The sequence below is a fragment of the Micromonospora aurantiaca ATCC 27029 genome (genome assembly GCF_000145235.1).
Taxonomy (GTDB): Bacteria; Actinomycetota; Actinomycetes; order Mycobacteriales; family Micromonosporaceae; genus Micromonospora; species Micromonospora aurantiaca.
Genome location: NC_014391.1, coordinates 467,421 through 493,042 on the forward strand (window position 1 = coordinate 467,421; position 25,622 = coordinate 493,042).

A 25,622-nucleotide genomic window follows, 5' to 3' on the forward strand; every position below is an offset into this window, starting at 1 on the left:
AGCGGTCGAAATGGTGATCGAATTCGCCGTCAACTTCATGATCGACGGGGTGGGGCCCGGTGTGTGCCGGGTGGGGTCAGCGGATGACGATGGGGGGTTCGGCCAGGCGGGGGGTCAGCGGGGTCTTCGGGGTCAGCCAGGCGGCGGTGGGGGACTGGTCGGGGTTCAGCTGCCAGTCGTGCGACACCTTGTCCACGGCGATCGGGTAGATCGTCAGCGTGCCGTCCGGGTCGATCCGGAACCGCAGGAACGCCTTCGAGTCCTCGATGCCCTGCGCCGCGAACAACTCGTTCAGGTTCACCCCGAACGCGCCCGCCACCAGCAGGTAGAGCGCCACGAGCTGGCTGGCGACCAGCCCGCTCAGCGGCCCGTAGAGCACCACCGCGGCGACCGCCGGCAGCGGCCACGGCCAGTCGTAGAACGGCAGCTGCAACCAGACCCACGTGCCCCCGGCGGCGAGCGCCACCTGGGCCAGCCCGTGCGCCACCCCGAGGATCCAGTGCCGGGCGTGCCGTTTCCCGCCCGCCGTGGGCGGCTTGGCGAAGAACACCGCGCCCATCATCGCCACCACCAGCATGATCGCCAGCGGCACGCTGAACAGCCGCTGCTCGGTGGTGCCCACCTGCTGCACCGCCACCCCGGCCATGGCCAGCATCAGCAGCGTGTGCAGCGTGCCGAGCAGCGTCGTGAAGCCCGGGTTGCGGAACGGCAGCCGGGCGAAGATCCCCCAGCCGTACCGGCGGGAGCGCGCCTTGTCCGGATAGCGCGCAGCCAGGTCGTACTCCCGGGTGTTGCTGGCCCGCCGGGTCAGCGTGTCACGCGGCGGCACCTCCAGCTTCTCCGGCAGCCGGTGCGTGGGGTAGAGGTAGGCGCCGCCGCCGCCGCACGTGATGAGCTGCCGGTCCGTCCCGGCATAGCGGGCGTAGTGGTGCAGGTCGCCGGAGACCAGCACCCGTACCTGCGCCCCGGTCGGCGCGACGAGGGTACGGATGAAGTAGTCGATCGAGTCGTACGCGTTGGGGTGGTCGACGGCCTTGACCCACGTCGGCGCCGGCACCGCCAGGATCACCTTGGATTCCGGGGTGAGCTTGCGGGCCACCTCGTCGAAGTAGGTGAGCTGCGGGTCGTCCAGGTACGACCCGGACTGGTCGTCGAGGCCGAGCAGCCACCAGCCGGCCGGCAGCTCGACGGCGAAGTACGAGCGGGACTGGCCGGTGCCCCAGCCGCCGAAGTGCCGGTCCCGGGTACGCACGAACAGGCGCAGGAACGCGGTCAGGCCGTCGTACCAGTCGTGGTTGCCGGGCACCGCGAACAGCTTCGGCTGCTCCGGCGGGGCAACAGGCAGCGCCGCCTGGTACGGACCCTTGCACCGGTCCTCGTACGCCTCGTAGCCCGCCGCTGGATAGACCTGGTCGCCGCCCATCACCAGTGTCTGTGCGCGGGGAAGGGTGTGCCCGTCCACTGTCAGCTCCGGCTGGGCGAGCAGGTACGCCACCGAGTACGTGGCGTCGAAGCCGTCACCCAGGTCGGCCACGTAGTCGAGCCAGAGCCCACCGTCCGGCCCGACCTGCCGGAACGTGCCGTCGCTGAACGCGTTCTGCAACTCACGCTTGTCCAGGTACGCCCCGAACAGCATGGCCAGCAACGTACGCAGGCCGGTGCTGATCAGGAGCAGTGGCGCGAGCCAGGGCACCGGCCGGCGGGGGGTGAAACCCAGCTCCCGGGGGTCGATGCTGCGGGGGCGGCGGGTGGCACGCTCGCCGGGACGCGCCTCGGGAGCCGGTGGGCGCGGCGGTTCGTCGGTCACCCGCCGCAGGGTAGTCCGGACCGGGCGCGAAGTCTCTCCCGTACCGGGGCGGATGTGGTCGGGTGTCCGGCTTCGGAGTCGGGGGATCCGGTTCGGCTTCCGGTCGGGCGTGCCGTACACTTGGCGGTCGTTGCCGCCTTAGCTCAGTCGGCTAGAGCGACGCACTCGTAATGCGTAGGTCGACGGTTCGATTCCGTCAGGCGGCTCGGTACAGAAGCCCAGGTCATCGACCTGGGCTTCGCCGTTTCCCGAGGGCGATCGCCCCTCCGCCGATGGGTGCCGGTCCGTAAATCGTCCGCGCCGCGGCTGCTTCGACCGGCCGGGCCAGCCGGCAAGCCCCTTTCACGCCGTCGTCCGGACACCAGGCCGGCGGGGCCAGCCGGCGGCAGCCGCCCAGGCCAGCAGTACGCCCATGGTCAGGCCAGGCGGCAGGTACCAGAACGTGAGGAAGCCGGACGGTGGCGTCAACGGCAGTGCCGCGATGAGCGCCCACGCGACGCGGCGTGGCAACACACCGCGACGCAGCCCCTGCAGCCCGCACCAGACGGTGCCCGCCAGCGCCGTCAGCAGGGCCACGAGGTCGAACATCCACCCGTATCCGGGGCTGTTGTATTCCAGGCCGATCGCGATGGCCGCGGCGAGGAGCCCGTACCTCGTGAGGCGCCGAGGCGTCGCGGTGGCGTGGCCCGTCACCGTCCAGACGAGCGGCAGCGTCAGCAGCACCGACACGAAGAAGGGACCACGCCAGATCCAGGCCGGCTCCCCACCGTCGAACAACGGCAGGTTCTCGGCCATCCATCGCGCCGGAGCGGGGAGAGAGCTGACGGCTCGGCCGCCGCCGACCTCCCACTGCGTGGCCATCGCGGCGCCGAGCACCGCTGCGACCAGCGGCGCGAGAACCGCAAGGGCGCGCCGCCAGCGGGCGACCGCCCACCTGCCCTCGACACCGGGCGGGTCGGTGCGGTCGGGTACGCGCTGCGGATGCTCCTGTCGCATCGGATGATCGTCCTAGCGTCGCTGGGAAATCCCATCAGGAGAACAGTCGGGATCATCGCTAGCGTGTCGGCTGTAGACGCCGTTACGAGGCCGCCCGAGTTCTTCTGCCCGGAGCGGGCAGGTCGGCGGCCACCGTGCCCAGCAGCGCCAGCGCCTGCGCCGGCCGGCTGCCGGGCTCGGCCTGGTAGACGACCAGCTGCTGGCCCGTCGCCCCGGCGACGGTCAAGGAGTCGTACGTGAGGGTCAGCTCGCCGACGTCGTGATGGTGGAACAGCTTCGCCTCGTGCGTCTTTCCCCGTACGTCGTGGCGGGCCCACAGCCGGCGGAACTCCGGACTCTTCAGCGAGAGTTCCCCGACCAGTTCGGTGAGCCGCGCGTCGTCGAGCATGTCGGCTGCGGCGGCCCGCAGCGCGCCCAGGCTGGACTGCGCGACCCGGTCCCAGTGGGGATAGAAGGAACGGGCCGCCGAGTCGAGGAAGACGAACCGGACGAGGTTGGGCTCGTCGGCCTCGAACAGCTTGGCGAACAGGGCGCGTCCGAGCCGGTTGGCGGCCAGCACGTCCATCCTGCGGTCGACGATCAGCGCGGGTGTGTGCAGCCAGCCGTCCATCAGGCGCAGCAGGCTCGGCCGGACGGTCTCCCGCGTACCCCTGCGGGCGGGCTTGCGGCCGCTCCTGGCCAGCAGGTGCAGGTGCGCCGCCTCCTCGGCGTCGAGTCCGAGGGTGCGGGCCAGGGCGTTCAGCATCTGTTCCGACGGGTGCTGTTCCCGCCCCTGCTCCAGGCGGGCGTAGTAGTCGGCGCTGACCCCGGACAGCTGGGCGACCTCCTCGCGCCGCAGACCTGGCGTCCGGCGCCGGCCCGAGGAGACGATGCCGGCCTCCGCCGGGCTGGTCGCCTCACGCCGGGCGCGCAGGAACTCGCCGAGCGGATTGCTGCCGTCCACCACTTCAACATAACCGCGGGCGGTCGGCCGCCAGGAGGCTCAGCCGGGGTGTGACGCACCCTGGTTGCGACCGGCCGTACTCCGCACCGTGGACTCATGGAATCCACACAGAAGGTCGTTCTGGTCACCGGCGCGAGCAGCGGCATCGGCGAGGCGACCGCACTGCGCCTGGCCGCCGAGGGGCACGCTGTGGTCGCGGGCGCGCGGCGCCGCGAGCGGCTCGCCGCGCTCGCCGCACGGCACGACAACATCAGGGTACGGCGGCTCGACGTGACCGGCCGTGACGACGTGGTGGCGTTCGTCGACAGTGCGGTGGCTGAGTTCGGGCGGGTCGACGTGCTCGTCAACAACGCGGGTCTGATGCCGTTGTCCCGGCTCGACGCCCTGCTGGTGGACGAGTGGGATCGGATGATCGATGTCAACGTCCGGGGTCTGCTGCACGGCATCGCGGCCGTCCTGCCGGTCTTCCAGCGGCAGGGCAGTGGCCACCTGATCACCGTCGCCTCCGTCGGCGCGCACGAGGTGGTGCCGACCTCCGCGGTGTACTCGGCGACGAAGTTCGCGGCGTGGGCGATCACCGAGGGTCTGCGACTGGAGGCCGACCCGAGCCTGCGGGTCACCACGATCACGCCCGGCGTTGTCGAGTCGGAGCTGGCCGAGTCGATCACCGACCCGGTGGCTCGGGAGGCGATGCGGAAGTACCGGCGGAACGCGATCTCACCGGACGCCGTGGCGCGAGCCATCTCGTACGCCGTCGGCCAGCCGGCGGACGTCGACGTCAACGAGATCATCATCCGTCCGACCCGGCAGCGAGGCTGAACATGTCCGGCACCAGCCACCGCAAGGCCGCCACCGTCCTCCTGACGGCGGCGCTCACCGCCTGCGGCACGGAGACACCGCCCGTACCGCAGGCCGCCCCGTCCGCGACGCCGGCGCGGCCCTCGGTCTGCGAGGCCCTTCATCCGTACGTCGGGATGTGGGTCACCGCCGACGGCCACATCCGGCAGGAGTTGTTGCCCGACGGCCGGTACGACGAGGCGCGTGGCGACCGGGCGAGCGCCTACACCGGCCGGTACGAGGTGACCGGCGAGCACATCGACTACTGGGACGACAGCGGGTTCACCGCCGACGGCCGGTTCGACGGCGACGTCCTGCACCACGGCGGCTACCTGTTCTATCGGGAGGGCAGTGCGGCCCACCGGCAGGCGGTCGCGGGGCGGGCGTCCACCCGCCCGTCCGGGTAGGGGAGAACGCCGACGGACAGGGGAGCGTCGGGCGTCCGGTGGCGGCGCAACCGCTACCGGCGCTCGGCCCGCTGCCGGGCCGCCTCGTACAGCGCCACGGTCCCGGCCGCCGCCGCGTTCAGGGAACTCGCCGCCCCCACGATCGGGATGCGCACCATCCGGTCGCTGGCCTCCTGCCAGCCCTTGCTGAGCCCGTGCGTCTCGTTGCCGATGAGCAGGAGAGTGGGGCCGGTCAGGTCGTGCTCGGCGACGTCCACGTCCCCGTGCTCGTCCGTACCGATGATCTGGACCTGCGGAAGTCCGTCCGCGCGCACCGCGGCGACCCAGTCCAGGACGTCGCGGTGACTGGGGACGCGCACCACGGGTAGGGCGAACAGCGACCCGGTGGTGGCCCGGACCGCCTTCGGGTCGTACGGGTCGGCGGCGTGGCCCGTGATGATCACGCCGGAGGCGCCGAAGGCGTCAGCGGAGCGGATCAGCGTGCCGATGTTGCCCGGGGTCTTGGGGCGGTCGAAGACCACCACGAGCATGGCCGGCCCGACCGGGATGCGGGCCAGGTCGTCAGCGGGCTGCGCCACGACTGCGAGCAGTTCGGGTGACTCCTCCTCCTTGCCGCTCAATTCACGCATCAGCTCCGGCGCGAGGGCCACCCGCCTGGCGTCGGAGCGGTCGAGCAGGTCGCGGCACCAGCGGGACAGGGGCTGCCGGTCCGGGTGGAGGAGGGCACGGATCTCCCAGCCCTGTTCCAGGGCCACCGTGATCGGGCGCACCCCCTGGACCAGGAACTCCCCGGAACGCTGCCGCTTGGTGCGGTTGGTCAGCAGCGCCTGCCACTGCTGGAAGCTCGCGTTGCGGGTGGTGATCGTCAGGGTCTTCGCCACGCAGCCGATTCAACCGCATCCGGGTTCGAGGTCACGCGCCGGTGAGGTGGTGACGCGGCGCGATTGTCCCGCCGAGTGACCAGCCGCTATCGTTCCCTCGCCCCCAGCCCGCAGAGTTTGAGGATCGCGATGACTTCCCCGCCGTTGACGAAAGTTGCCGATCGGGAAGGTTCGCCCGCCGAGGAACCGGCCGGCACGGCGACCGGACGCGAGCCGGGCAGGGAGGCGACGCCGAGCCGGTTCCGGGCAGACGTCGCCGGGCTCCGGGCTGTCGCCGTGGGGCTGGTGCTGCTCTACCACGCCGGGTTGCCGTTCATCCCCGGTGGCTTCGTCGGCGTCGACGTCTTCTTCGTGATCTCCGGCTTCCTCATCACCGGGCAGCTCATCTCGGAGATCGAGCGCAGCGGACGGGTCTCGCTCACCGGTTTCTACGCGCGCCGGGCCAAGCGGATCCTGCCCGCGGCCACTGTGGTGCTGGCGGCCACCGCCGTCGCGGTCCGGCTGTTCGTACCCCGGGGTGAGTGGCAGGTCATCGGCGGCGACATCGCCGCCGCGGCGACCTACGTCGTCAACTGGCGGTTCGCCGACCGCGCGGTCGACTACCTGGCCGAGGACGTCGCGCCGTCGCCGGTCCAGCACTTCTGGTCGCTCGCCGTGGAGGAGCAGTTCTACCTCCTCTGGCCGCTGCTGATCGTGCTGGCCATCCTCGCCGCGCGCAGGCTCCGGCGGGCGAACGTACGGCCGGTCCTGTGGGTCGGTCTCGCGGTGCTGGCGGTGCCGTCGTTCGTCTGGTCGATCGTCGAGACGGCGAACTCGCCCGAGCGCGCGTTCTTCGTCTCCACCACGCGGCTGTGGGAGCTCGCGGTCGGCGCGGCGGTCGCGCTGCTGGCGGTCCGCGCCGCGCGGATGCCCCGGTCGGTGGCTGTCGTCCTCGGGTGGCTCGGCCTCGCCGCGATCGTGGCGGCGGCGCTGCTGGTCAGCGGGAAGACCGCATGGCCGGGGTACGCGGCGGCGCTGCCCACGCTCGGCGCGGCGGCGGTGATCGCGGCCGGTGCCGCGGCCGGCTCCCGAGGGCCGGTGCTGGTGCTCGGCATGCGTCCGTTCCAGTGGATCGGTGACCTGTCGTACTCGCTGTACCTGTGGCACTGGCCGATGCTCGTGGTGGCCGCCGCGCACTTCGGTGACCTGTCGGTGACCGAGGGCCTGGTGGTGGCGCTCGCCTCGGTGATCCCGGCCTGGCTCACCTTCCGGCTGGTCGAGAACCCGCTGCGGTACTCGCGGAAGATCTCCACGTCGCCGCGTCTGGCGTTGAGCCTGGGCGGCAACTTCACGCTCGCCGGCATCTGCGCCGGTCTGGTCCTGGTGCTGATGGGCGCGTGGGCCGCCGCCGCGACCACGACCAAGGGCCGGTACGCCCCGGGCGCGGCGCTGCTGTCGACAGCGCCCGGCACGGCGCCGATCGGCCCGGTCCCGGAGCGGTTCGACGCGATCACGCCGGACCCGCTGCAGATCCGGCAGGGCTTCATGGACGTGCCGGACACCAACCGGGACAAGTGTTTCCAGCAGGTCGAGGGCGCCGAGGTGCTGTCCTGCACGTACGGCGTTCCGAACGGGTCCACCACCGTCGCGCTCGTCGGCGACTCGAAGATGGACCAGTGGCTGCCCGCGTTCCAGGTGCTCGCCGCCCAGAACGACTGGAAGCTGCTGATCATGGCGAAGGCGGGGTGCGCCTTCACCAGCGCCCAGGTGCTCAAGGGCGACGGGTCCGGCAAGCCGTACACCGACTGCATCGAGTGGAACCGTGCGCTGCTGGACCGCCTGGTGCAGGAGCGCCCCGACTACGTGGTCACCTCGCAGTCGGCGTCGACGGCCCTGGACAGCGGGGGTGAGCGCGCCACCGTCGCGGCGATGGTGTCCGGCGTACGGGCCTCGTGGAAGAAGCTCGACTCGGTGGGGACCAAGGTCGTCGTCCTCGCCAACAACCCGCATCCGGGCGCGGCGGTGGCGTGCGCCGACAAGAACCGCAAGCGCCTGTCCGCCTGCGCGTTCGACAGGGAGAAGCACGACCAGGACCCGGCCTACCGGATGCAGCGGCAGGCGGTCGCGGGCGCGCCGAAGGTCAAGATGATCGACCTGTTCGACGCCGTCTGCCCGACCGACAGGTGCCCTGTGGTGTTCGGCAACGTGCTCATCTACCGGGGTGGCTCGCACATCGGCGCGGCGTACGTGAAGACGACCGCGCCGCACCTCGCCCGTGCCCTGTCCGACGTCGGCGTGCCCGCGCGCTTCACCCCGGCCGGGTAGGTCGCCGGGGTTGCGGCGCCCGGCCACGATGGCGGCGTGATCATGCGTCGGCCGCTCTGGCTCAGCCTCGCGTACGTGCTGCTGGCGGTCGCCGGTGGCGCCCTGCTCTGGCTGCCGTTCCACACCCAGATGGCGCTCGACGACTGGGGGGTGACGCTGCGCGAGCGGGGTACGCCCGCACAGGCGACGGTGGTCGACCAGGTGACGGAGAGCGGTGGCAACCGGAGTTCCTCGTCGCGCACCATGTACTTCAGTTACGCGGTCGACGGCCGGACGCACTCGCAGGAGGTGCCCTGCTTCGAGGTGTGCCGGGCCGCGGGCACCGAGGTGCCGATCTGGGTCAACCCGGCGGACCCGAACGACTTCGTCACCGACTTCGGGCAGCTCAGCGGGCATCGCGGGCGGGTGCAGGGCGTACTCGGCGTGGTCGGGCTGTTCGCCCTGGGCGCCGGGGTGGTGCTGACGCTGTCCCGCATCCGGCGCGCCGCCCGACCAGGCGACCGCGCCGGCCGGCCGGGCCACGACGCGGCGCGCCGCGACCGGCCGCGCCGGATGGCGCCGACGCCGGTCGGAGACGGTCGCGGCTACACCGGCCGGGGCAAACGCAAGCGCAACGCCGGGCGTTGACGCAAGCGCAACGCTCGGTGCCGGCCGCCGGCGACGGGGTCAGCGGTAGAGCGTCTCCAGGTAGGCCGGGCCGTAGTGGCGTTCCAGGTCGGCCAGGCTCTCCGCCGGGGCCTCCACCTCCTTGATCAGCCGGGCCCGCGTCGGCAGCACGTCCGGTTGCCAGGTCTCCGGCTGCCACAGCTCGGAGCGCAGGAACGCCTTCGCGCAGTGGTAGAAGATCTGCTCGATCGCGACCTCGACGGCGAGCACCGGCCGGTGGCCCTTCACCTCCATGTCGGCGAACCACGGCGCGTCGGAGATCAGCCGGGCCCGGCCGTTGATCCGCAGCGTGTCGGTGCGGCCGGGGATCAGGAAGATCAACCCGACGTGCGGGTTGGCCAGGACGTTGCGGTAGCCGTCGGCCCGCCGGTTGCCGGGCCGCTCCGGGATCGCGATCGTGGTGTCGTCGAGCACCAGCGCGAAACCGGGCGGGTCACCCTTGGGGGAGACGTCGCAGGTGCCGTCCGCGCCGGCGGTGGCGATCAGGCAGAACGGCGAGGCGGCGAGCCACTCCCGGTCGCGTTCGTGCAGCGTACGGCGGTCCTTGGCGGCCGCTCGCGGCATCGGTGTGCCGATCAGCTCGCGTAGTTCGGCCTCGCTGGTGATCTCCCGGGTCGTCACGTCTTCCTCCCCCGTCCGTTGACCTCGACGACGGTTCCGGCCCGCGACGGGCCGTGATCCGCCACTGTCAGCCTAGGAGAGCGCGTCGAGTGCCGGGTTTGCCCCCGGAGCCGGCGGGTAGGGACCGGTTCGCAGCGTGCGTCCGGACGCGACGGATGGAGGCCGAGATGGAGAGCCGACTCAAGGTGCTCGGCCATCCCGTGCATCCGATGCTCGTGATGTTCCCGGTGGCGCTCTTCGTGACCGCGGTGATCTTCGACGTGGTGGACACCGTGGGCGGGCCCGGCTTCCTGGCCGAGGTCGCGTACTGGAACATCACCGTCGGTCTGATCGGCGGCCTGCTGGCCGCGGCGGCGGGGGCGTTCGACCTGCTCGCCCTGCCGGCCGGCACCCGCGCCAAGCGGGTCGGTGTCACCCACGCCGCCGCCAACGTGGCGGTCATCCTGCTGTTCGCCGCGGTCTGGGCGGTCCGGCTCAACGCCGACTCCCGGGCGGCCGGGGGCGCGCTCGTCGCCATCGAGGTGGTCGCCCTGGCGATCCTCGGCGTGAGCGCGTGGCTCGGCGGCGAACTGGTGGACCGGCTCGGTGTCGGCGTCGACCCGGAGCACGATCTCAACGCGCCCAGCTCGCTGCGCCCCTCCTCGGCGACACAGCGGATCGGAGACGCGCGATGACGGAACAGGGCAGCGGACGGGGCTGGCGTGGTCGCCAGCAGGGCTGGGATCCGATGGGCGAACTCCAGTCGCTGCGGTCCGAGCTGAGCCGGCTGGTCGGCGGACGCTCCGGCAGCCAGGACGTGGATCTGGCCGAGACGGCCGACGGCTGGGAGGTAGTCGTCCGGCTTCCCGGCGTGGCGCCGGAGGAGGTCGCCGTCGAGCTGGACGACCGGGAGCTGTGCGTACGCGCCCGGTCGGAGGCCGAGGTGAACGCCGACCACGGCATCCCGGGCGGGTTCACCACCCGGGGCTTCGAGTACCGCGTGGACCTGCCGTCCCGCGTGGACCCGGACCGGATCGACGCGGTGATGGACCACGGCCTGCTCCGGATCCGCCTGCCCCGGGCGACCCGGCCCGCGCCGCGCACCATCACCGTCGGCCGGACCGGCCCGCGACCGGGCGCCGACCGTACGCCGATGCCCGCCGACCCGGCCGCGGACCGGGAGCTGCACCACCCGGACACCGCGCTCGACGAGATCGACAGGCCGTAGGGGCCGCGTGACCAGCCCGCCTGACTCCCGCTCGCCGCGCCGCGACCTGGAGCCGTCGGCGCTCGGGCCGGTGGGCGAGCGCGTCCCTGACGTCGAACGGATCGCCGTGCTGCGCGCCAACGCGCTCGGTGACTTCATCTTCGTGCTGCCCGCGCTGGACGCGCTGCGGTCCGCGTACCCGTCGGCCGAGATCGTGCTGCTCGGCGCGCCGTGGCACGCGGCGCTCTGGCGCGACCGGCCCGGCCCGGTGGACCGGGTGCTGGTGGTGCCGGCGGCGCCCGGCATCCGCGACCCGGGGCCCGGCGAGTCGCCGGGTGACGTCCCGGCGTTCCTGGCCGCCGCCCGCGCCGAACGGTTCGACCTGGCGTTGCAGGTGCACGGCGGCGGCGGCAACTCGAACCCGTTCGTGGCCGGGCTGGGCGCCCGGGTCACCGCCGGTCTGCGGGCCGAGGGCGCGCCGCCGCTGGACCGGTGGCTGCGCTACGTCTACTACCAGCACGAGGTGATCCGCTACCTGGAGGTGGCCGCCCTGGTCGGCGCGCCCGCCACCACGATCACCCCGTCGCTCGCGGTCACCGCCGCCGACCGGGCGGAGGCCGCCGCCGTGCTCGGCGAACCCACCCGGCCGCGGGTCGCGCTGCACCCGGGCGCCACCGACACGCGGCGGCGCTGGCCGCCGGAACGCTTCGCCGAGGTCGCCCGCGAGCTGACCGGAGACGGGTACGAGGTGCTGGTCACCGGCACCCCGGCCGAGCAGGAGACGGTCGACGCGGTGGTGGCGGCGGCCGGGGTGCCGGTGCGTCCCCAGGTCGGCACGCTCAGCCTGGGCGCGCTGGCCGCCGCGTACGCGGACTGCGCGCTGGTGGTCTCCAACGACACCGGCCCGCTGCACCTGGCCGCCGCCGTGGGAGCACCGACAGTGGGTGTCTTCTGGGTCGGCAACCTGATCAACGGGGCGTCGCCGCTGCGCGGGCGGCACCGCCCGATCGCCGCCTGGACCACCCACTGCCCGGTCTGCGGCGTCGACTGCACACCCGGGATCTACCCGCACCGGCCGGGCGACGGCGAGTGCCCGCACCGGGTGTCGTTCGTGGCCGACGTACCAGTCGCCGAGGTGGTCGAGGCGGCCCGCGAGCTGCTCACACCTCCGCGGGCGACTCGCTGAGCACGACCTCCCACGCCTCCACGTCGCGTTCGGTGACTGTGGTCGGCGACTCCAGGTGATAGGCCCCGCTGGGCAGCACCCCGGCGCCGCCGTGGCGCTCCAGCACCGCGAGCTGCGCGGCGACGTCCTCGCCCTGGTGCCGCTCGGGCAGCCGCTCCCAGAAGTCGAAGCCGCCGGCCTCGACGAGCTTGGCCCGGTCGTAGAGCACGCACCCGCCGATCCAGGAGATCTTGTACGCCCGCCACTCGTCCGCCGCCAGGTCGAGCTTCTCGGTGACGTGCAGCAGGTTCGCCGCCGGGTGGATGGACGCCCGGTGCCACTCCGGCGTGCCGGGCTGGATGCGTTCCGGCACCGGCGGCCCGGTCCACTCCTCGTAGTGCTGGTGCGTCTCCGGGCGGACGTCGTCGGCGTAGGAGAGGCCGTGCACCGCGTTGCCGACGAACCCGCAGCCCAACTCGTCGAGCGCGGTGACCAGGCGGGACAGCGCGCCCGGCTCCAGCCACACGTCGTCGTCGAGGCAGAGCACCGCGTCGGCCGCCGACTGGGCCAGCAGGTACGACCGGTGCTCGGCCAGGCCGCGCCGGGGCAGCCGCCGGGTCAGCAGCACCGGATGCCCCCGGTGCCGCAGCGCCCGCACCATCGTGGCGGCGGCCGGGTGGGCGTACGCGGGATCGCCGTCGGACTGGTCGCTGACCACCACCCCGAACCCGGGTACGCCCTCCTGGGCGGCCAGCCCGGACAGCGTGACCGCCAGTTCGGCGGGCCGGTTGCGGGTGGGGATCAGCACGTCGAGCCGCCGGTGGTGCCGGAACCGTCCGGGCGTGCCCGGGTCGAGCGGACGGGTCACGCCGGCCTGCCCTCGCCGACGGTGTCGCCGACCGTGTCGCCGACCGGGTGGGCGCGGATCCGGTCGATGATCGCCGAGGTGGAGCGGTCCGGCACGTACCCGAGCGTGCGCACCTGCCCGCCCAGCCGCCGTACCAGCGGCGCCTCCGGCACCATCTCCGGCGGGTAGTCGCCGCCCTTGACGTAGACGTCGGGCCGGACCGCCTCGATCAGCCGGGCCGGCGAGTCCTCCTCGAAGACCACCACGTGGTCGACGCAGGCCAGCGCCGCCAGCAGGGCGATCCGGTCCTCGACCGGGTTGACGGGCCGATCCGGGCCCTTGAGTCGCCGTACGCTGCCGTCCGAGTTGACCGCCACGATGAGCAGGTCGCCGAGCGCGCGGGCCTGGGTCAGGTAGCGGACGTGCCCCGGGTGCAGCACGTCGAAGCAGCCGTTCGTGAACACCACCGACCGCCCGGCCTGCCGGTGCTCGTCCACCAGGGCGGCCAGCTCGTCGGCGCCGACCAGCGCCGGATGCCCGCCCTCGTCCGCGCCGGTGCCGAGCGCGGCCAGCAGGTCCTGCCGGCGGCACACGCAGGTGCCGGTGTCGGCCACAGTGATGGTGGCGGCGAGCTGGGCGAGCTGGGCGGCGGTGGGCAGGCCCGCGTCGGCGGCGAGCGCCAGCGTCATGGCCGCCAGGTACGCGTCCCCGGCACCCACCGCGTGACTGGCCGGAACCGGGGTGCTGTGGCTGCGCCGGGGCTCGCCCTCGGCGCCGCCGACCACCGCGCCCTCGGTGTCCAGGGTCACCGCCACCACGTCGGCGCCGGTGTGCTCGCGCAGCTCGGGCAGGCGTGACTCGGCCAGCACGGCACGGTCCACGCCGGCGCCGGCCGCCGCGCTCACAGTCACGCCGGTCCCGGTGACGCTCAGCCCGTCGCCGGTCAGCGCCACCCGCTCCTCGCCCGGCACCGGTTCGCCGGTCGGGCCGGCGGGGACCTCGGCTGCGGGCGTACCGGAGGTCGGGTGCGGGCTGCCGGGTACGCGCTCACCGGACCCGCCGGGCGCGGCGCCCACCATCAGCTCGGACGGGCCGTCGGCCTCCGCCGGGTGGTTCAGGTGCACGTCACCGCTGGGGACGGCGCCCCGCTCGGCGTGCGCGAACCCGGCGGCGGCGCGGGCCAGCAGCCGGGTCGCCTCGGCGAAGCTCGGCGTCACCACTGTCGGGTTCAGCCCGCGCCAGTCGGCCAGGTCGTGCGCGTCGAGCGCCACGGTGCCGTACCGGTCGCGGTTGGCGATCAGCCAGGCGCGTACCGCCGACGGCAGCGCGCCCAGGCCGTAGTCGCAGACCACAAGCGTGAGCGGCTGCCCGGCGGCCACCGCCCGCAGTTCCTCGGTGGCGCAGTGCAGCGCGGTCAGCAGGCGGGCCACGCCGTCGGCGTCCAGCCCGTCCTCCGGACCGCCGGAGTCCTCGCGGAGCAGGATCTGGTTGCCGGCGAGCATCCGCCGCTTGACCGGGGTGGGCCGGCCGGGCTGGCTCACCGTGCGGTCCCAGACCGCCGCCCGGTCCAGGCAGTCGTGCAACTCGTCGCCGGCCACGTCGGCCCCGACCGGGGCGACCAGCGCGGCCCGGCCGCCGAGCGCCGCCACGTTCACCGCCGTGTTGGCGGCGCCCCCCGCAGCGGAGATCCGCCGCCGCAGGGTGAGGACCGGCGCGGGCGCCTCGCGGCAGAGCCGCTCCGACTCGGCGAACCGCCACTCGTCCAGCATGGCGTCCCCGACGACCAGCACGGGACGCTGCTGCCAGCTCGCCACGACGGTGGCCAGCCGGCGCTCTTCCGCTGCTGCTCCTGCCATGCCTCTGCGGATCCCCCCGGGCCGTCGGGCCAAACCTTGGTGCGACGCGGGCCACCCGATGCGTCCGGTTTCGCGGCATCGGGCGGGGGAACCGTCTCAGACGTACCCCGGAGAGGAGAGAACAGCATGGCAGCGACACTTCAGGGCAAGCGCATCGCCTTCCTGGCCGCCGACGGCGTCGAGGAGGTCGAGTACACCAAGCCCCGGGAGGCGGTGGAGAACGCCGGCGCCCAGGTCGAGCTGGTCTCCATCGAGTCCGGCACCATCCAGGCCTTCAACCACCTCGACCACGGCAAGCAGTACCAGGTCGACGTCACCACCGAGGAGGCGGACGCCGGGGCGTACGACGGCCTGGTCCTGCCCGGTGGCGTGGCGAACCCCGACTTCCTGCGGACGGACCCGGAGGCGGTCCGGTTCGTCAAGGCGTTCTTCGACGCGGGCAAGCCGGTCGGCGTGATCTGCCACGGCCCGTGGACGCTCGTCGAGGCGGACGTGGTGCGGGGCCGCACCATCACCTCCTGGCCGAGCCTGCGCACCGACCTCACCAATGCCGGCGCCAAGTGGGTCGACCAGGAGGTCGTTACCGACAACGGGCTGGTCAGCAGCCGCAAGCCGGATGACCTGCCGGCGTTCTGCGCCAAGATCGTCGAGGAGTTCGCCGAGGGGCGGCACGCCGCCCGATGAAACTCGTACGCCCACCGGGGGCATGATCCGCCCCCGGTGGGATAGGAAGCGGGATGACCGCCCAGGCCGCCCGTCCCGCGTTGCCCGCCCGACAGATCCGCCTGCTGATGTTCGGTCTGATGACCGGCATGCTGCTGGCGGCGCTGGACCAGACGATCGTCGGCACCGCGCTGCCGACGATCGTGGGCGAGCTGGGCGGCATCAACCACTACTCGTGGGTGGTCACCGCGTACCTGCTGGCCTCGACCGCCTCGACGCCGCTGTACGGCAAGATGGCCGACCTGTACGGACGCCGGCCGGTCTTCCTGTTCTCGATCGGGATGTTCCTGCTCGGCTCGCTGCTGGCCGGGCTGTCGCAGGACATGACCCAGCTGATCGTCACGCGGGGCGTGCAGGGCCTGGGCGCGGGCGGCCTGATGACGCTGGCGTTCACCATCATCTCGGACGTGGTGTCGCCCCGGGAGCGTGGCCGCTACCAGGGGTTGTTCGGCGCCGTGTTCGGTGTGTCGTCGGTGGCCGGACCGCTGGTCGGCGGCTACTTCGCGGAGAACAACTGGCGGTGGATCTTCTACATCAACGTGCCGCTGGCGATCCTCGCCATCGTGGTCTGCTGGCACGTGATGCGGCTGGTGCCGTTCGAGCGGCGGGAGCACACCGTCGACTGGATCGGCGCGGCACTGCTGGTGGCCGGCGTGAGCTGCCTGCTGCTGGCGCTGAGCTGGGGCGGCGCCGAGTACGCCTGGGGCTCCGGCGTGATCGTCGGGCTGTTCGCCGCGGGCGCGGTGCTGGGCGTGCTGTTCGTCGCCCAGGAGGCCCGGACCAAGGAGCCGATCCTGCCGCTGCGGCTGTTCCGCAGCGCCACGTTCGCGCTCGCCAACGGCGCGGGTTTCGTGCTCGGTCTGGTGATGTTCGGGTCGATCATCTTCATCCCGCTCTACCTCCAGATCGTCAAGGGCGCCTCGCCGACCCGCAGCGGTCTGCTGATGCTGCCGATGATGGCCGGCGTCATCGTCACCTCGGTGCTCACCGGCCGGGCGATGAGCCGGATCGGCAGGTACAAGTGGTTCCCGGTGGCGGGCGCGGCCGTGCTGGTGGTCGGCATGCTGCTCTTCCAGCAGCTCCAGGTGGCCACCTCGCTCTGGCTCGCGTTCGGCTACATGGTGGTGATCGGCGTCGGGCTGGGCCTGTGCATGCAGTCGCTGATCCTGGCCGTGCAGAACGCGGTGAGCGTCCGCGACCTGGGCGCGGGCACCTCGTCTGCGACGTTCTTCCGGTCGCTCGGCGGATCGTTCGGCGTGGCCATCCTCGGCGCGGTGCTGTCGTCCCGGCTCACCGCCGAGATGTCCGCGCGGCTGCCCGGTGCGCTGGCGCAGCTCCCGCCGGAGCAGCGGGCCGCGGTGACGGCCGGCGGGGACTTCTCGATCAACGACCCGGCGGCGATCCTCGCGCTGCCCGCCCCGGTACGCGCCGCCGTCCAGGCCGCGTTCGTCGAGTCGCTGCACCTGGTCTTCCTGACCACCGGGCTGATCGCCGTGATCGCCGTGCTGGTCACGCTGGCCATGCCGAACCTTCAGTTGCGCGGCACCGGCCCGCAGGGTGCCACCGGCGGCGCCGACCCGCTCGGCGGGAAGGCGCCCGCGCCCGGCGGCAAGCCGCTGACGAAGGAGTCGAAGGACGAGGCCGCCGCCGACATGGAGGCGAAGTCGCAGACGATGCTGTGACCGGCGGCTACTTGAGGATCAGCCGGTTGGTCTGCTCGAACACGTCGAGGTCGGCGAGCGTCTCGTGCACGCTCGACGACAGCGGGTGCGGGAAGTCCGCCGGGCGGAAGAAGCCCGAGTCGGTGGTCTCGTCGGTGAACCGGGCCAGCTCGCCGTCCCACTCGTCGACCCGGAACGCCGTGGTGAAGACCTGGTACGTGTGGCCGTACATGTTGGTGTGGGTGCGGTCCGGGCCGGTGTAGAGCGCGAACGCGCTGACCCGCAGCGCCCGCAGCCCGGTCTCCTCCCGGACCTCCCGGACCGCGCAGTCGGCGATCGACTCGCCGAGTTCCATGGCGCCGGCCGGCAGGGCCCACTGGCCGTTGTCGGAACGCTGGATCAGCAGCACCCGGGCGGCGTTGTCGCGCACCACGGCGCGGGCGCCGACGAACATCAGGGTGCGGTCACCGGCCAGGGCGCGGAGCTGCCCCACGTACGAGTCGGCCCACGAGATGCTCACCCGGACAATCTACGCACCATCCGTGATCACCTCGGCGATTCCGGGGGGTTCCGCAGATGTGACCGCCGCCACTACGTTGTTACCCATGCGTAGCACGATGATGGATGCCCCTCTCCAGGTCGCCCGGATCCTCGAACACGGCTCCACCGTGCACGGCGCGGCGGAGGTGGTCACCTGGACCGGCGCCGAACCCCGCCGGATGACGTACGCGGAGGTCGGCCGCGCCGCCGCCCGGCTGGCCCACGCGCTGCGAGACGAGTGCGGGGTGACCGGCGACGAGCGGGTCGGCACGTTCATGTGGAACAACAACGAGCACCTGGTGGCCTACTTCGCCGTCCCGAGCATGGGCGCGGTGCTGCACACGCTCAACATCCGCCTCTTCCCCGACCAGGTCGCCTACATCGCCAACCACGCGCAGGACCGGGTGGTGCTCGTCGACAGCACGCTCATCCCGCTGCTCGCCCGGGTGATCGGCGAGATGACCATCGTGGCGCACGTGGTGGTGGTCGGCGGCGGTGACCCGGCGCCGCTGCTGGCCGCGGCCGGCGACCGGATCACAGTGCACCACTGGGACGCGCTGCTGGCCGGCCGCCCGGACCACTTCGACTGGCCGGAGGTGGACGAGCGTGACGCCGCCGCCCTCTGCTACACCTCCGGGACCACCGGCAACCCCAAGGGCGTCGCCTACTCGCACCGCTCGATCTACCTGCACTCGCTCCAGGTCTGCATGCCGGAGGGCTTCGGGCTCGGCCCGAACGACAGGGAACTGGCGATCGTGCCGATGTTCCACGCGATGTCGTGGGGCCTGCCGTACGCGGCGTTCCTCTCCGGCGCCTCGCTGATCATGCCGGACCGGTTCCTCCAGGCCGAGCCGATCGCCGCGATGATCGCCGCCGAGCGCCCCACGCTCGCCGGGGCGGTGCCGACCATCTGGACCGACCTGCTGGCCTACCTGGACGCGCACGAGGTGGATCTCTCCTCGCTGAAGGAGGTCATCGTCGGCGGATCGGCCTGCCCTCCGGCGCTGATGCACGCGTTCCACGACCGGTACGGCATCGACGTCATCCACGCCTGGGGCATGACCGAGATGTCGCCGCTGGGCTCGGTCTCCCGGGCACCGGCCGGCGCGACCGGCGACGACGCCTGGCGCTACCGCTACACGCAGGGCCGTGTTCCGGCCGGCGTGACGGCGCGGATCGTCGGCCCGGCCGGCGAGCCGCTGCCCGCCGACGGGACGTCGGTGGGTGAGCTGGAGGTACGCGGGCCGTGGGTGACCGCGCGGTACATCGGCGACGACGCCCCGGAGGAGGAGAAGTTCCGGGACGGCTGGCTGCGGACCGGTGACGTCGGCACGCTCTCGCCGGACGGCTACATCACGCTCACCGACCGCGCCAAGGACGTGATCAAGTCAGGCGGGGAGTGGATCTCCTCGGTCGAGCTGGAGAACGCCCTGATGGCCCACCCGGCGGTGCTGGAGGCGTGCGTGGTGGGCGTACCGGACGAGCGGTGGGACGAGCGGCCGCTGGCCACTGTGGTGGTCCGCGAGGGCGCCTCGGTGACCGCGGAGGAACTGCGGGACTTCCTCGCCGGCTCGGTGGCCCGCTGGCAGTTGCCGGAGCGCTGGGCGTTCATCGACGCGGTGCCGAAGACGAGCGTCGGCAAGTTCGACAAGAAGGTGGTGCGCTCGCGGTACGCCGACGGCGGGCTCGACGTGCGGGAACTGACCGCGTCGTAACGTTTCGCGGCGTACCGTCGCCTACACGGGTAGGAACGCGTTCCCAGCGGACATTCCTCCCAGAGGGCGGCCCCGGCGTTCGCACCGCGCCGGGGCCGCCCGTCCGTTACGGGGTGACCCGCACCGTCATTGTTGCGAAACTTGTTCGCGTCTGTCCGGCTGTCGGGGAAATCCGGTCGTCTACTCGTCGGCGGTGCTCACCAGCACCTTTCCCACCACGCTGTCCTGCACCGCCTGCTGTGCGGCGGCGGCCTCCGCCAGCGGATACCGGTGCAGCGGCAGCCCGGCCTCCTCACCGACCCGGATCGCGCCCTGCGCCACCGCCGCCGCGATGTCCGTGACCGCCTGCGCCTTCGCCACCTTCGGCGCGGTGTAGATCAGTACGAACTGCCAGCGGGCGTTCGGGCCCATCAGCGGCCGGATCGGCAACGTCACCTCGCCACCGCCGTCGTCGGCGTACACGCAGACCGCCCCGCCGGTGCGCAGCATCCGTACGTCGGCGGCGGCGTTGCGGGCGGCGGACACCTCCACGATCGTGTGGACCCCGTCGGGCGCGACCTTGCGGACCTCCTCGACCACGTCCTGCTCGCGATAGTTGATCACGAAGCTGGCACCCGCCGCCGCCGCGAGCTGCGCCTTCTCCGGGCTGCTCACCGTGGTGATCACGCACGCGTCGGCCCACCGGGCGAGCTGGATCGCCGCGTTGCCCACCGCCCCCGCGCCGCCCTGCACCAGCACCACGTGGTCGCTCAACGCGCCGGCGTGCAGCTTGTCCGGCATGAACTCGCCGGCGGTCAGGCAGCGGTGCGCGGTCATGAACGGGATGCCGAGCGCCGCGCCCAGGTCGAACGAGGCCGGACCGAGCGGCACCGCGTGCCGGACCGGGACCAGCGTGTACTCGGCGGCGGTGCCCCACGGCCGCTGCCACGCCGCCTCCCACACCCAGACCCGCTCACCGATGAGCGTCCGGTCCACGCCCTCGCCGACCGCCTCGACCACCCCGGCGCCGTCCTGGTGCGGGATCTGCCAGCCGGCCGGCAGCGGCCACGCCTGGCGGGCCTTCCAGTCGGTCGGGTTCACCCCCGACACGGCCATCCGGACCAGCACCTCGCCCGGTCCGGGTTCCGGCACCGGCCGCTCGACCACCTGGAGCACCGAGGCGTCCCCGCTGCGCTCGTACACGATCGCCTTCATCGCCGTCCCTCCGCCGTCCTCCCGGGTGCGCTACCCGGCAGCCGCCCGAACATTCGGTCCGGGCGCACCCGGCCACCGTACGACGGCTCGTCAGGCGGCCGGCTTGAGCACGACCTTCGAGTAGCCCGGTTCGCGGCGGTCGAAGCGCTGGTACGCCTCCGGCGCCGCGTCCAGCGGCAGTTCCTTGCTCACCACGAAGCTCGGCGTCGCCCGCCCCGCCGTGATCAGGTTCCGCAGGTACGCGTTGTACGTCTTCACGTTCGCCTGCCCGGTGCCGATCCGCAGGCCCTTCTCGAACAGCTTGCCCACCTTGAACAGCAGCTCACCCCGGGCGGAGTGCTCGTCCGGGGCGCCCGGGTCCGCCGAGAGGTAGAGCCCGACCACGCCGATCGCCCCGGTCGCGCGCACCACCTCCACGAGCGTGTTCAGCACCAGCGCCGGCTGCTCCTCGCCGCTGGGCGCGGACGCCTGGTATCCCACCGCGTCCACGCCGTGATCGGTCCCCACCCCGTCGGTCCGGTCCCGGATCTGCTCGACCGGGTCGCCCGCGCTGAAGTCGATCGCTGTGGCGCCGATCGACTCGGCCAGCCGCAGCCGGTCCGGCACCCGGTCCACCACGAACACCTCGGACGCCCCGATCAGCACCGCCGAGTACGCGGCCATCAGCCCGACCGGCCCGCCGCCCATCACTGTCAGGTTCTCGCCCGGCCGCAGCCCGGTCATCGCCACACCGTGGTAGCCGGTCGGGAAGATGTCGGCGAGCATCGCGTAGTCGTTCTCGTGTTCGGTGCCCGGCGGCAGCTTCAGGCAGTTGAAGTCGGCGAACGGCACCCGCAGGTACTCGGCCTGCCCACCCCGGTACGGCCCCATCGACACGTAGCCGTACGCGCCGCCGGCGAAGCCCGGGTTCACCGTCAGGCAGAAACCGGTGCGCTGCTCCCGGCAGTTGCGGCAGAACCCGCACGCCACGTTGAACGGCATCGAGACCCGGTCGCCCACGCGCAGGCTCGTCACGCCCGGCCCGGTCTCGACGATCACGCCCATGTTCTCGTGGCCGAACACGATGCCCGGCTCGGCGGCCGTCCGTCCCTCGTACATGTGCAGGTCCGAACCGCAGATCGCGGTCGTCGTGACCTGGACGACCACGTCGTTCGGATCCTCGATCCGGGGGTCGTCGACCTCGTTGACGGCCACCTCGTGCGGCCCCTCGTACACCACAGCCCTCATGTCACCGACCGTAGGCCGGGTGGCGGCGGCGGGTGGGTGGTTCAGTCGATCCCCGCCACCACCTCGGGCGTGAGCGCGCCGATCGAGGGGAGCAGCACGGCCGCGAGCGCCTCGGCGTCCGGGTCGAGCGGGTACGACGCGTGCGGCACCGCCACCACGCGGCACCCGGCGGCGGCCGCCGAGCGGACCCCGTTCGACGAGTCCTCCACCGCCACGCACCGGGCCGGGTCGACGCCCAGCCGCTGCGCCACCGCGAGCCACACGTCGGGCGCGGGCTTGCCCCGGGCGGTCTCCTCGGTCGACAGCGTCGCGCCGAACGCGCCGGCCAGGCCCGTCGCGTCCAGCGCCGCCGCGATCAGCCGGGTCGGTGAGGAACTGGCCAGCCCCAGCGGCCACCGCGCGGCGATGCGGCGCACGACCGCGTCGGCGCCGTCGATCAGCGGTACGTGCTGCGCGTACCGCCGGGCCATCTCGGTCACCACCTCGGTGGCGACCTGCTCGGCCGACCTGTCGACGCCCAGCTCACCGCTGAGGTATTCGGCCCACTCGGCGGTGCTCATGCCCATCAGCCGGCGCTGCGTGTCCGGCTGCCAGACGCCGCCGTGCTCGGCCACGTACGCCCGCCGGACCTCCTCCCACACCGGCTCGGAGTCCACGATCACGCCGTCCAGGTCGAAGAGCACCGCGTCCACCACGTCGACCATCCTGCCCCAGCCGGCGGCCGGACTCACCGTGGCAGCGCCGCTCCGGCCGAACGCTGAGCCGGAAGGCCGATCGGGGCCTTGGCCGGGATGATCGTGCGGCAGCGCGTCGCGATCGGCTCCAGCAGCTCCCGCAGCCGGCCGGTACGCTCCGCGCCCAGCGCCCGCCACGGACCCGCGGCGGCCCGGTCGGTAGCCTCCTCGACCACGCGGAACGTCTCCGTGGCGTACGGCGTGGGGTTCAGGTCGGCGGTCAGCCAGCCCTTGTCCACCAGGCGCTGCTCGGCGGCGGTCCACTGCTCGTCGGTCCAGCCCCGGGCCGGCTGGTGGAACTCGCGGGACTGGTCGACCCGGCACCGCCAGGCCACCACCTCGGCCGGTTCCAGCCCGGTCGTCACCAGCGCCGCCACGTGGCCGTCGCCGCGGTGCTCGCGCAGCGTGGTGGCGGCCTGCCAGAGCCGGGCCAGCGGGTACTCGCCCCGGGGCAGCGCGGCGTTGACCGCGCCGAGCACCCGGCCCGCGACGTCCACCCGGCCGGCCGCCTCCTCCAGCAGGTCGGCGGCCTCGACCAGGTGCGACTCGGGCAGTTCGTAGGTGAACTCGGCGAGCGCCTGCACGCCACCGGTGAGCCGGGCCCGCAGCGTCTCCTCCGGGGTGGCCAGGCGCCACACCGAGGGCAGCGCGCGAGCCACCATGGCCGGCGCGAAGCTGAAGAAGGCGGCCGTGACGGTCGGCGCGTCGACCGGCCCGAGCGGCGCGGCCCGGCCGGCGAAGTAGCCGCGCCAGTAGCCCCGCAGCCCGACCGCCTCGAACGCGGCCCGGGCCCGGGGGTGGAAGTAGGTCACCGCGTGGACCGGCTCGTAGAGCGTCCACATCTGCCGGGTCACCCCGGACTCGTCCAGCGCCGCCACGTGCACCTCCGCGTCGGTGGGCAGATCACCACGGGCGAACGTGCCGCCCGTGGTGACCATGAACCTACTGCCGCTGGGTGACCGGACGGAAGCCCGGAGTGATCTACTGCGCAGCCAGCACGTCGACGACGAAGCGCAGCGGCCCGGCCGGACGGCCGCCCGCGGCGTCGTTGCCGTACGCCAGCTCGGCCGGGAGGTCCAGCTGGACCCGGCTGCCCACCGGCACGCCGACCAGGCCCTGGTCCCAGCCCTTGATGACCTGGCCCACGCCGATCTGGAAGGTGGCCGGCTGGCCGCTGTCCCAGGACGCGTCGAACTGCTTGCCGTCCTTGTAGAACACGCCCACGTAGTTCGTGGTGATGTTCTGCCCGGCCTTCACCGCCGGGCCGGTGCCCTTGACCAGGGTGGTGACGGTGAGCTTCGTCAGCTCGCCGGTACCGGCCTGCACTGTCGGCTTGGTCTTCAGCGCCGGGTCGAAACCGGCGGGCAGCTCCGGAGCGGGCGCCGCGGTGGGCTCGGCCGGCGCGGTGGGGCTGGCCGAGGAGCCGGCGGTGGACGTCTTGTCGTCGTCCCCGCTGTTCAGCCAGACCAGGCCGCCGACCAGGGCCACCACCGCGAGCACGCCGACCGCCGCGCCGAGGATCGACTGCCGGCGGCGACGCGCCTCGGCTGCCTTCTTCTCGGCCAGCTGGGCGGCCAGCCGCCGCTGTGCCTTGGTGGCCGGGGCCTGGCCCGCCGACCGGTTCTCCACACGCTCGCTCACGTCGACTCCCTGCAGGGTGGGTGGGTGCGCCCCCGGCGGGCCGCCGCCGAGGCCAGCGCACACGGTACCCGCCCGGAGCCCCAGCGTGCCCATACGGCCGCCACGATCCGGACACGATGCCCGATACGGGGGCACCACACGGGGTACGTTCCGACCATGGCGATCCTCAGCGAAGAAGACCTGGCCCTGCTCGGCGAGCCGCAGCTCGCGCACGTGGCGACGATCGAGGCCGACGGCACCCCGCACGTCACCCCGGTCTGGGTCGACACCGACGGCGAGCACATCGTGTTCAACACGGCCAAGGGCCGGCAGAAGTACCTGAACATGTCCCGCAACCCGGTGGTCGCGGTGTCGGTGGCGGACAAGGCCGACGACTTCCGCACGCTCTGGATCAAGGGCACCGTCGAGTTCGTCACCGAAGGCGCCGACGAGCACATCGACCGGATGGCGAAGAAGTACCTCGGCCAGGACACCTACCCCTGGCGCCGCCCCGGCGAGGAGCGCGTCATCGTCCGCGTCACCCCCACCGAGAAGCTCGGCCGCGGCTGAACGGCGGAGCCCCGCCCGCCACCGGGGGCGGGGCGATCGCCGTACGCGTCAGGCGGTCTTCTTCTTCGCGGGCGTCTTCTTGGCGGCGGTCTTCTTGGCCGGTTCGGCCTTCTTCGCCGCCGTCTTCTTCGCGGGCGCCTTCTTGGCAGTGGTCTTCTTCGCAGGCTCGGTCTTCTTCGCCGGCGCCTTCTTCGCGGCCTTCTTCGCCGAGCGGGCCGACGAGATCGGCGTCGGCTCGGCGCCGCCACCGGACGGCGCCTCGCCCCGGGCCGCCCGGGCCCGCTCCACCGACGCCTTCAGCGCGGCCATCAGGTCCACGGCGGCGGCCGGAGCGGCCTCTTCCTCCTCCGGCTGCACCACCTCGCGGCCCTCGACCTTCGCGTCGATGACCTCCTGCAACGCGGCCCGGTAGTCGTCGGTGAACGCGTCCGGCTCGAACTCCCCGGCCATCGAGTCGATCAGCGAGCTGGCCATCGCCAGCTCCGGCGGGCGTACCTTCAGGTCCTCGTCCAGGAAACCGAAGTCGGGCCGGCGGATCTCGTCCGGCCACAGCATGGTGTTGAGCAGCAGCACGCCCTCGCGGACGCGCAGCGTGGCCAACTGCTCCCGCTGGCGCAGCGCCACCTTGACGATCGCCACCCGCTCCGAGTCGGACAGCGCGTCACGCAGCAGCACGTACGGCTTGGTCGCCGAGCCCTCCGGCTCCAGGAAGTACGCCTTGTTGTAGAGGATCGGGTCGACCTGCTCGGCCGGTACGAACTCCAGCACGTCGATCGCGTGCGACGTGCTCAACGGCAGGTCGGCGAAGTCCTCGTCGGTGAGGATCACCATCTCGCCGCCGCCGATGTCGTACCCCTTGGCGATGTCGTCGTAGGTGACCTCCTCGCCGCAGACCGAGCAGGTGCGCTTGTAGCGGATCCGGCCGCCGTCCTCACGGTGCACCTGGTGGAAACGGATGTCCTTCTCCTCGGTGGCCGAGTAGACCTTCACCCCGATCGACACCAGGCCGAACGACACCGCTCCTTTCCAGATCGCCCGCATTCCCGCGCTCCTCTCCCCGGTTGACAACCAGAATCGCAAACGATCGAACGGGACGCACGCGCTTCCGTGCGCAACTACAGT

General features: G+C 72.7%; 25 protein-coding genes and 1 tRNA gene. 12 read left to right on the forward strand and 14 right to left on the reverse strand.

Going from position 1 to position 25,622, the window contains the following annotated elements:
- Positions 1–76: 76 nt before the first annotated feature.
- Entirely contained in the window at positions 77–1,807 is a 1,731-nt protein-coding gene (locus MICAU_RS02300; protein WP_013283665.1) for a metallophosphoesterase family protein, read from the reverse strand.
- Between the two features lie 132 nt (positions 1,808–1,939).
- Between MICAU_RS02300 and MICAU_RS02305 the strand changes: the two genes are divergently transcribed.
- A tRNA-Thr gene (locus MICAU_RS02305) sits at positions 1,940–2,013 on the forward strand.
- 136 nt (positions 2,014–2,149) lie between these two features.
- Here MICAU_RS02305 and MICAU_RS02310 read toward each other — a convergent pair.
- Both MICAU_RS02310 and MICAU_RS02315 read right to left on the reverse strand, forming a co-directional pair.
- Positions 2,150–2,803, reverse strand: coding sequence for a hypothetical protein (locus tag MICAU_RS02310; protein ID WP_013283666.1), 654 nt, complete (start codon positions 2,801–2,803; stop codon positions 2,150–2,152).
- An 82-nt stretch (positions 2,804–2,885) separates the two neighbouring features.
- On the reverse strand, positions 2,886–3,746 hold the full coding sequence (locus MICAU_RS02315) for a helix-turn-helix transcriptional regulator (protein WP_041799166.1): 861 nt from the start codon (positions 3,744–3,746) through the stop codon (positions 2,886–2,888).
- Positions 3,747–3,842: 96 nt separating this feature from the next.
- Between MICAU_RS02315 and MICAU_RS02320 the strand changes: the two genes are divergently transcribed.
- Both MICAU_RS02320 and MICAU_RS02325 read left to right on the forward strand, forming a co-directional pair.
- Positions 3,843–4,565: an SDR family oxidoreductase gene (locus tag MICAU_RS02320; RefSeq protein ID WP_013283668.1), complete on the forward strand. Its 723-nt coding sequence runs from the start codon at positions 3,843–3,845 to the stop codon at positions 4,563–4,565.
- Between the two features lie 2 nt (positions 4,566–4,567).
- Positions 4,568–4,990, forward strand: coding sequence for an Atu4866 domain-containing protein (locus tag MICAU_RS02325; protein WP_013283669.1), 423 nt, complete (start codon positions 4,568–4,570; stop codon positions 4,988–4,990).
- A 53-nt stretch (positions 4,991–5,043) separates the two neighbouring features.
- On the opposite strand, the gene MICAU_RS02330 is transcribed toward MICAU_RS02325, so the two are convergent.
- Positions 5,044–5,871, reverse strand: coding sequence for a TrmH family RNA methyltransferase (locus tag MICAU_RS02330; RefSeq protein ID WP_013283670.1), 828 nt, complete (start codon positions 5,869–5,871; stop codon positions 5,044–5,046).
- A 129-nt stretch (positions 5,872–6,000) separates the two neighbouring features.
- Between MICAU_RS02330 and MICAU_RS02335 the strand changes: the two genes are divergently transcribed.
- A complete protein-coding gene (locus tag MICAU_RS02335; protein WP_013283671.1) occupies positions 6,001–8,175 on the forward strand; it encodes an acyltransferase family protein in 2,175 nt (724 codons plus the stop codon).
- A gap of 42 nt (positions 8,176–8,217) precedes the next feature.
- Positions 8,218–8,802, forward strand: coding sequence for a DUF3592 domain-containing protein (locus MICAU_RS02340; RefSeq protein WP_013283672.1), 585 nt, complete (start codon positions 8,218–8,220; stop codon positions 8,800–8,802).
- 39 nt (positions 8,803–8,841) lie between these two features.
- Here MICAU_RS02340 and MICAU_RS02345 read toward each other — a convergent pair whose 3' ends face one another.
- A complete protein-coding gene (locus MICAU_RS02345) occupies positions 8,842–9,462 on the reverse strand; it encodes a pyridoxamine 5'-phosphate oxidase family protein (RefSeq protein ID WP_013283673.1) in 621 nt (206 codons plus the stop codon).
- Between the two features lie 167 nt (positions 9,463–9,629).
- On the opposite strand from MICAU_RS02345, the gene MICAU_RS02350 reads away from it, so the two are divergent.
- Genes MICAU_RS02350 through MICAU_RS02360 form a run of 3 tightly spaced genes read left to right on the forward strand, consistent with a single transcriptional unit; the run spans position 9,630 to position 11,834 of the window.
- Complete coding sequence (locus MICAU_RS02350; RefSeq protein WP_013473600.1) at positions 9,630–10,136, forward strand: DUF2231 domain-containing protein; 507 nt, start codon at positions 9,630–9,632, stop codon at positions 10,134–10,136.
- Entirely contained in the window at positions 10,133–10,669 is a 537-nt protein-coding gene (locus tag MICAU_RS02355) for an Hsp20/alpha crystallin family protein (RefSeq protein ID WP_013283675.1), read from the forward strand. The genes MICAU_RS02350 and MICAU_RS02355 overlap by 4 nt, the downstream gene beginning before the upstream one ends.
- Before the next feature lie 7 nt (positions 10,670–10,676).
- A complete protein-coding gene (locus MICAU_RS02360; protein ID WP_013283676.1) occupies positions 10,677–11,834 on the forward strand; it encodes a glycosyltransferase family 9 protein in 1,158 nt (385 codons plus the stop codon).
- Here MICAU_RS02360 and MICAU_RS02365 read toward each other — a convergent pair.
- Both MICAU_RS02365 and rfaE2 read right to left on the reverse strand, forming a co-directional pair.
- Entirely contained in the window at positions 11,809–12,681 is an 873-nt protein-coding gene (locus tag MICAU_RS02365; RefSeq protein ID WP_013283677.1) for a glycosyltransferase family 2 protein, read from the reverse strand. The two genes, MICAU_RS02360 and MICAU_RS02365, sit on opposite strands and share 26 nt — an antisense overlap.
- On the reverse strand, positions 12,678–14,516 hold the full coding sequence (rfaE2, locus tag MICAU_RS02370) for a D-glycero-beta-D-manno-heptose 1-phosphate adenylyltransferase (RefSeq protein WP_013283678.1): 1,839 nt from the start codon (positions 14,514–14,516) through the stop codon (positions 12,678–12,680). Before rfaE2 ends, MICAU_RS02365 begins: the two co-directional genes overlap by 4 nt.
- Positions 14,517–14,642: 126 nt before the next feature.
- Here rfaE2 and MICAU_RS02375 point away from each other — a divergent pair, with 126 nt between their 5' ends.
- Both MICAU_RS02375 and MICAU_RS02380 read left to right on the forward strand, forming a co-directional pair.
- The gene (locus MICAU_RS02375) at positions 14,643–15,200 is read left to right on the forward strand and encodes a type 1 glutamine amidotransferase domain-containing protein (protein WP_013283679.1); all 558 of its coding nucleotides are present in this window, start codon (positions 14,643–14,645) and stop codon (positions 15,198–15,200) included.
- Positions 15,201–15,253: 53 nt separating this feature from the next.
- Entirely contained in the window at positions 15,254–16,921 is a 1,668-nt protein-coding gene (locus MICAU_RS02380) for an MDR family MFS transporter (RefSeq protein WP_013283680.1), read from the forward strand.
- A gap of 7 nt (positions 16,922–16,928) precedes the next feature.
- Here MICAU_RS02380 and MICAU_RS02385 read toward each other — a convergent pair whose 3' ends face one another.
- A complete protein-coding gene (locus MICAU_RS02385) occupies positions 16,929–17,420 on the reverse strand; it encodes an NUDIX domain-containing protein (RefSeq protein ID WP_013283681.1) in 492 nt (163 codons plus the stop codon).
- Positions 17,421–17,520: 100 nt separating this feature from the next.
- On the opposite strand from MICAU_RS02385, the gene MICAU_RS02390 reads away from it, so the two are divergent.
- Positions 17,521–19,155, forward strand: coding sequence for a fatty acid--CoA ligase (locus tag MICAU_RS02390; RefSeq protein ID WP_174361760.1), 1,635 nt, complete (start codon positions 17,521–17,523; stop codon positions 19,153–19,155).
- Between the two features lie 180 nt (positions 19,156–19,335).
- Here MICAU_RS02390 and MICAU_RS02395 read toward each other — a convergent pair whose 3' ends face one another.
- From MICAU_RS02395 to MICAU_RS02415, 5 genes are all read right to left on the reverse strand, one after another.
- Complete coding sequence (locus MICAU_RS02395) at positions 19,336–20,349, reverse strand: NADPH:quinone reductase (RefSeq protein WP_013283683.1); 1,014 nt, start codon at positions 20,347–20,349, stop codon at positions 19,336–19,338.
- Between the two features lie 90 nt (positions 20,350–20,439).
- Entirely contained in the window at positions 20,440–21,576 is a 1,137-nt protein-coding gene (locus tag MICAU_RS02400; protein ID WP_030274411.1) for a glutathione-independent formaldehyde dehydrogenase, read from the reverse strand.
- Between the two features lie 41 nt (positions 21,577–21,617).
- Positions 21,618–22,271, reverse strand: a complete 654-nt coding sequence (locus MICAU_RS02405; protein WP_013283685.1) for an HAD family hydrolase — start codon at positions 22,269–22,271, stop codon at positions 21,618–21,620.
- 32 nt (positions 22,272–22,303) lie between these two features.
- Positions 22,304–23,152: an SCO6745 family protein gene (locus tag MICAU_RS02410; RefSeq protein WP_030274408.1), complete on the reverse strand. Its 849-nt coding sequence runs from the start codon at positions 23,150–23,152 to the stop codon at positions 22,304–22,306.
- Between the two features lie 139 nt (positions 23,153–23,291).
- Positions 23,292–24,044, reverse strand: coding sequence for an FKBP-type peptidyl-prolyl cis-trans isomerase (locus tag MICAU_RS02415; protein ID WP_013283687.1), 753 nt, complete (start codon positions 24,042–24,044; stop codon positions 23,292–23,294).
- A gap of 63 nt (positions 24,045–24,107) precedes the next feature.
- On the opposite strand from MICAU_RS02415, the gene MICAU_RS02420 reads away from it, so the two are divergent.
- Positions 24,108–24,500 (forward strand): PPOX class F420-dependent oxidoreductase, encoded by a 393-nt coding sequence (locus MICAU_RS02420; protein ID WP_013283688.1) that lies wholly within the window; start codon positions 24,108–24,110, stop codon positions 24,498–24,500.
- 48 nt (positions 24,501–24,548) lie between these two features.
- Here MICAU_RS02420 and ku read toward each other — a convergent pair whose 3' ends face one another.
- On the reverse strand, positions 24,549–25,541 hold the full coding sequence (ku, locus tag MICAU_RS02425) for a non-homologous end joining protein Ku (RefSeq protein ID WP_013283689.1): 993 nt from the start codon (positions 25,539–25,541) through the stop codon (positions 24,549–24,551).
- Between the last annotated feature and the right edge of the window lie 81 nt (positions 25,542–25,622).

Bases quoted from the DNA above. Each gene is read 5' to 3' on its own strand.
- MICAU_RS02310 (WP_013283666.1), bottom strand. From the start codon at position 2,803: ATGCGACAGGAGCATCCGCAGCGCGTACCCGACCGCACCGACCCGCCC.
- MICAU_RS02415 (WP_013283687.1), bottom strand. From the start codon at position 24,044: ATGGGCACGCTGGGGCTCCGGGCGGGTACCGTGTGCGCTGGCCTCGGC.
- MICAU_RS02410 (WP_030274408.1), bottom strand. From the start codon at position 23,152: ATGTGGACGCTCTACGAGCCGGTCCACGCGGTGACCTACTTCCACCCC.
- MICAU_RS02420 (WP_013283688.1), top strand. From the start codon at position 24,108: ATGGCGATCCTCAGCGAAGAAGACCTGGCCCTGCTCGGCGAGCCGCAG.
- MICAU_RS02390 (WP_174361760.1), top strand. From the start codon at position 17,521: ATGGATGCCCCTCTCCAGGTCGCCCGGATCCTCGAACACGGCTCCACC.
- ku (WP_013283689.1), bottom strand. From the start codon at position 25,541: ATGCGGGCGATCTGGAAAGGAGCGGTGTCGTTCGGCCTGGTGTCGATC.
- MICAU_RS02335 (WP_013283671.1), top strand. From the start codon at position 6,001: ATGACTTCCCCGCCGTTGACGAAAGTTGCCGATCGGGAAGGTTCGCCC.
- rfaE2 (WP_013283678.1), bottom strand. From the start codon at position 14,516: ATGGCAGGAGCAGCAGCGGAAGAGCGCCGGCTGGCCACCGTCGTGGCG.
- MICAU_RS02380 (WP_013283680.1), top strand. From the start codon at position 15,254: ATGACCGCCCAGGCCGCCCGTCCCGCGTTGCCCGCCCGACAGATCCGC.
- MICAU_RS02350 (WP_013473600.1), top strand. From the start codon at position 9,630: ATGGAGAGCCGACTCAAGGTGCTCGGCCATCCCGTGCATCCGATGCTC.
- MICAU_RS02355 (WP_013283675.1), top strand. From the start codon at position 10,133: ATGACGGAACAGGGCAGCGGACGGGGCTGGCGTGGTCGCCAGCAGGGC.
- MICAU_RS02400 (WP_030274411.1), bottom strand. From the start codon at position 21,576: ATGAGGGCTGTGGTGTACGAGGGGCCGCACGAGGTGGCCGTCAACGAG.
- MICAU_RS02325 (WP_013283669.1), top strand. From the start codon at position 4,568: ATGTCCGGCACCAGCCACCGCAAGGCCGCCACCGTCCTCCTGACGGCG.
- MICAU_RS02375 (WP_013283679.1), top strand. From the start codon at position 14,643: ATGGCAGCGACACTTCAGGGCAAGCGCATCGCCTTCCTGGCCGCCGAC.
- MICAU_RS02320 (WP_013283668.1), top strand. From the start codon at position 3,843: ATGGAATCCACACAGAAGGTCGTTCTGGTCACCGGCGCGAGCAGCGGC.
- MICAU_RS02340 (WP_013283672.1), top strand. From the start codon at position 8,218: ATGCGTCGGCCGCTCTGGCTCAGCCTCGCGTACGTGCTGCTGGCGGTC.
- MICAU_RS02395 (WP_013283683.1), bottom strand. From the start codon at position 20,349: ATGAAGGCGATCGTGTACGAGCGCAGCGGGGACGCCTCGGTGCTCCAG.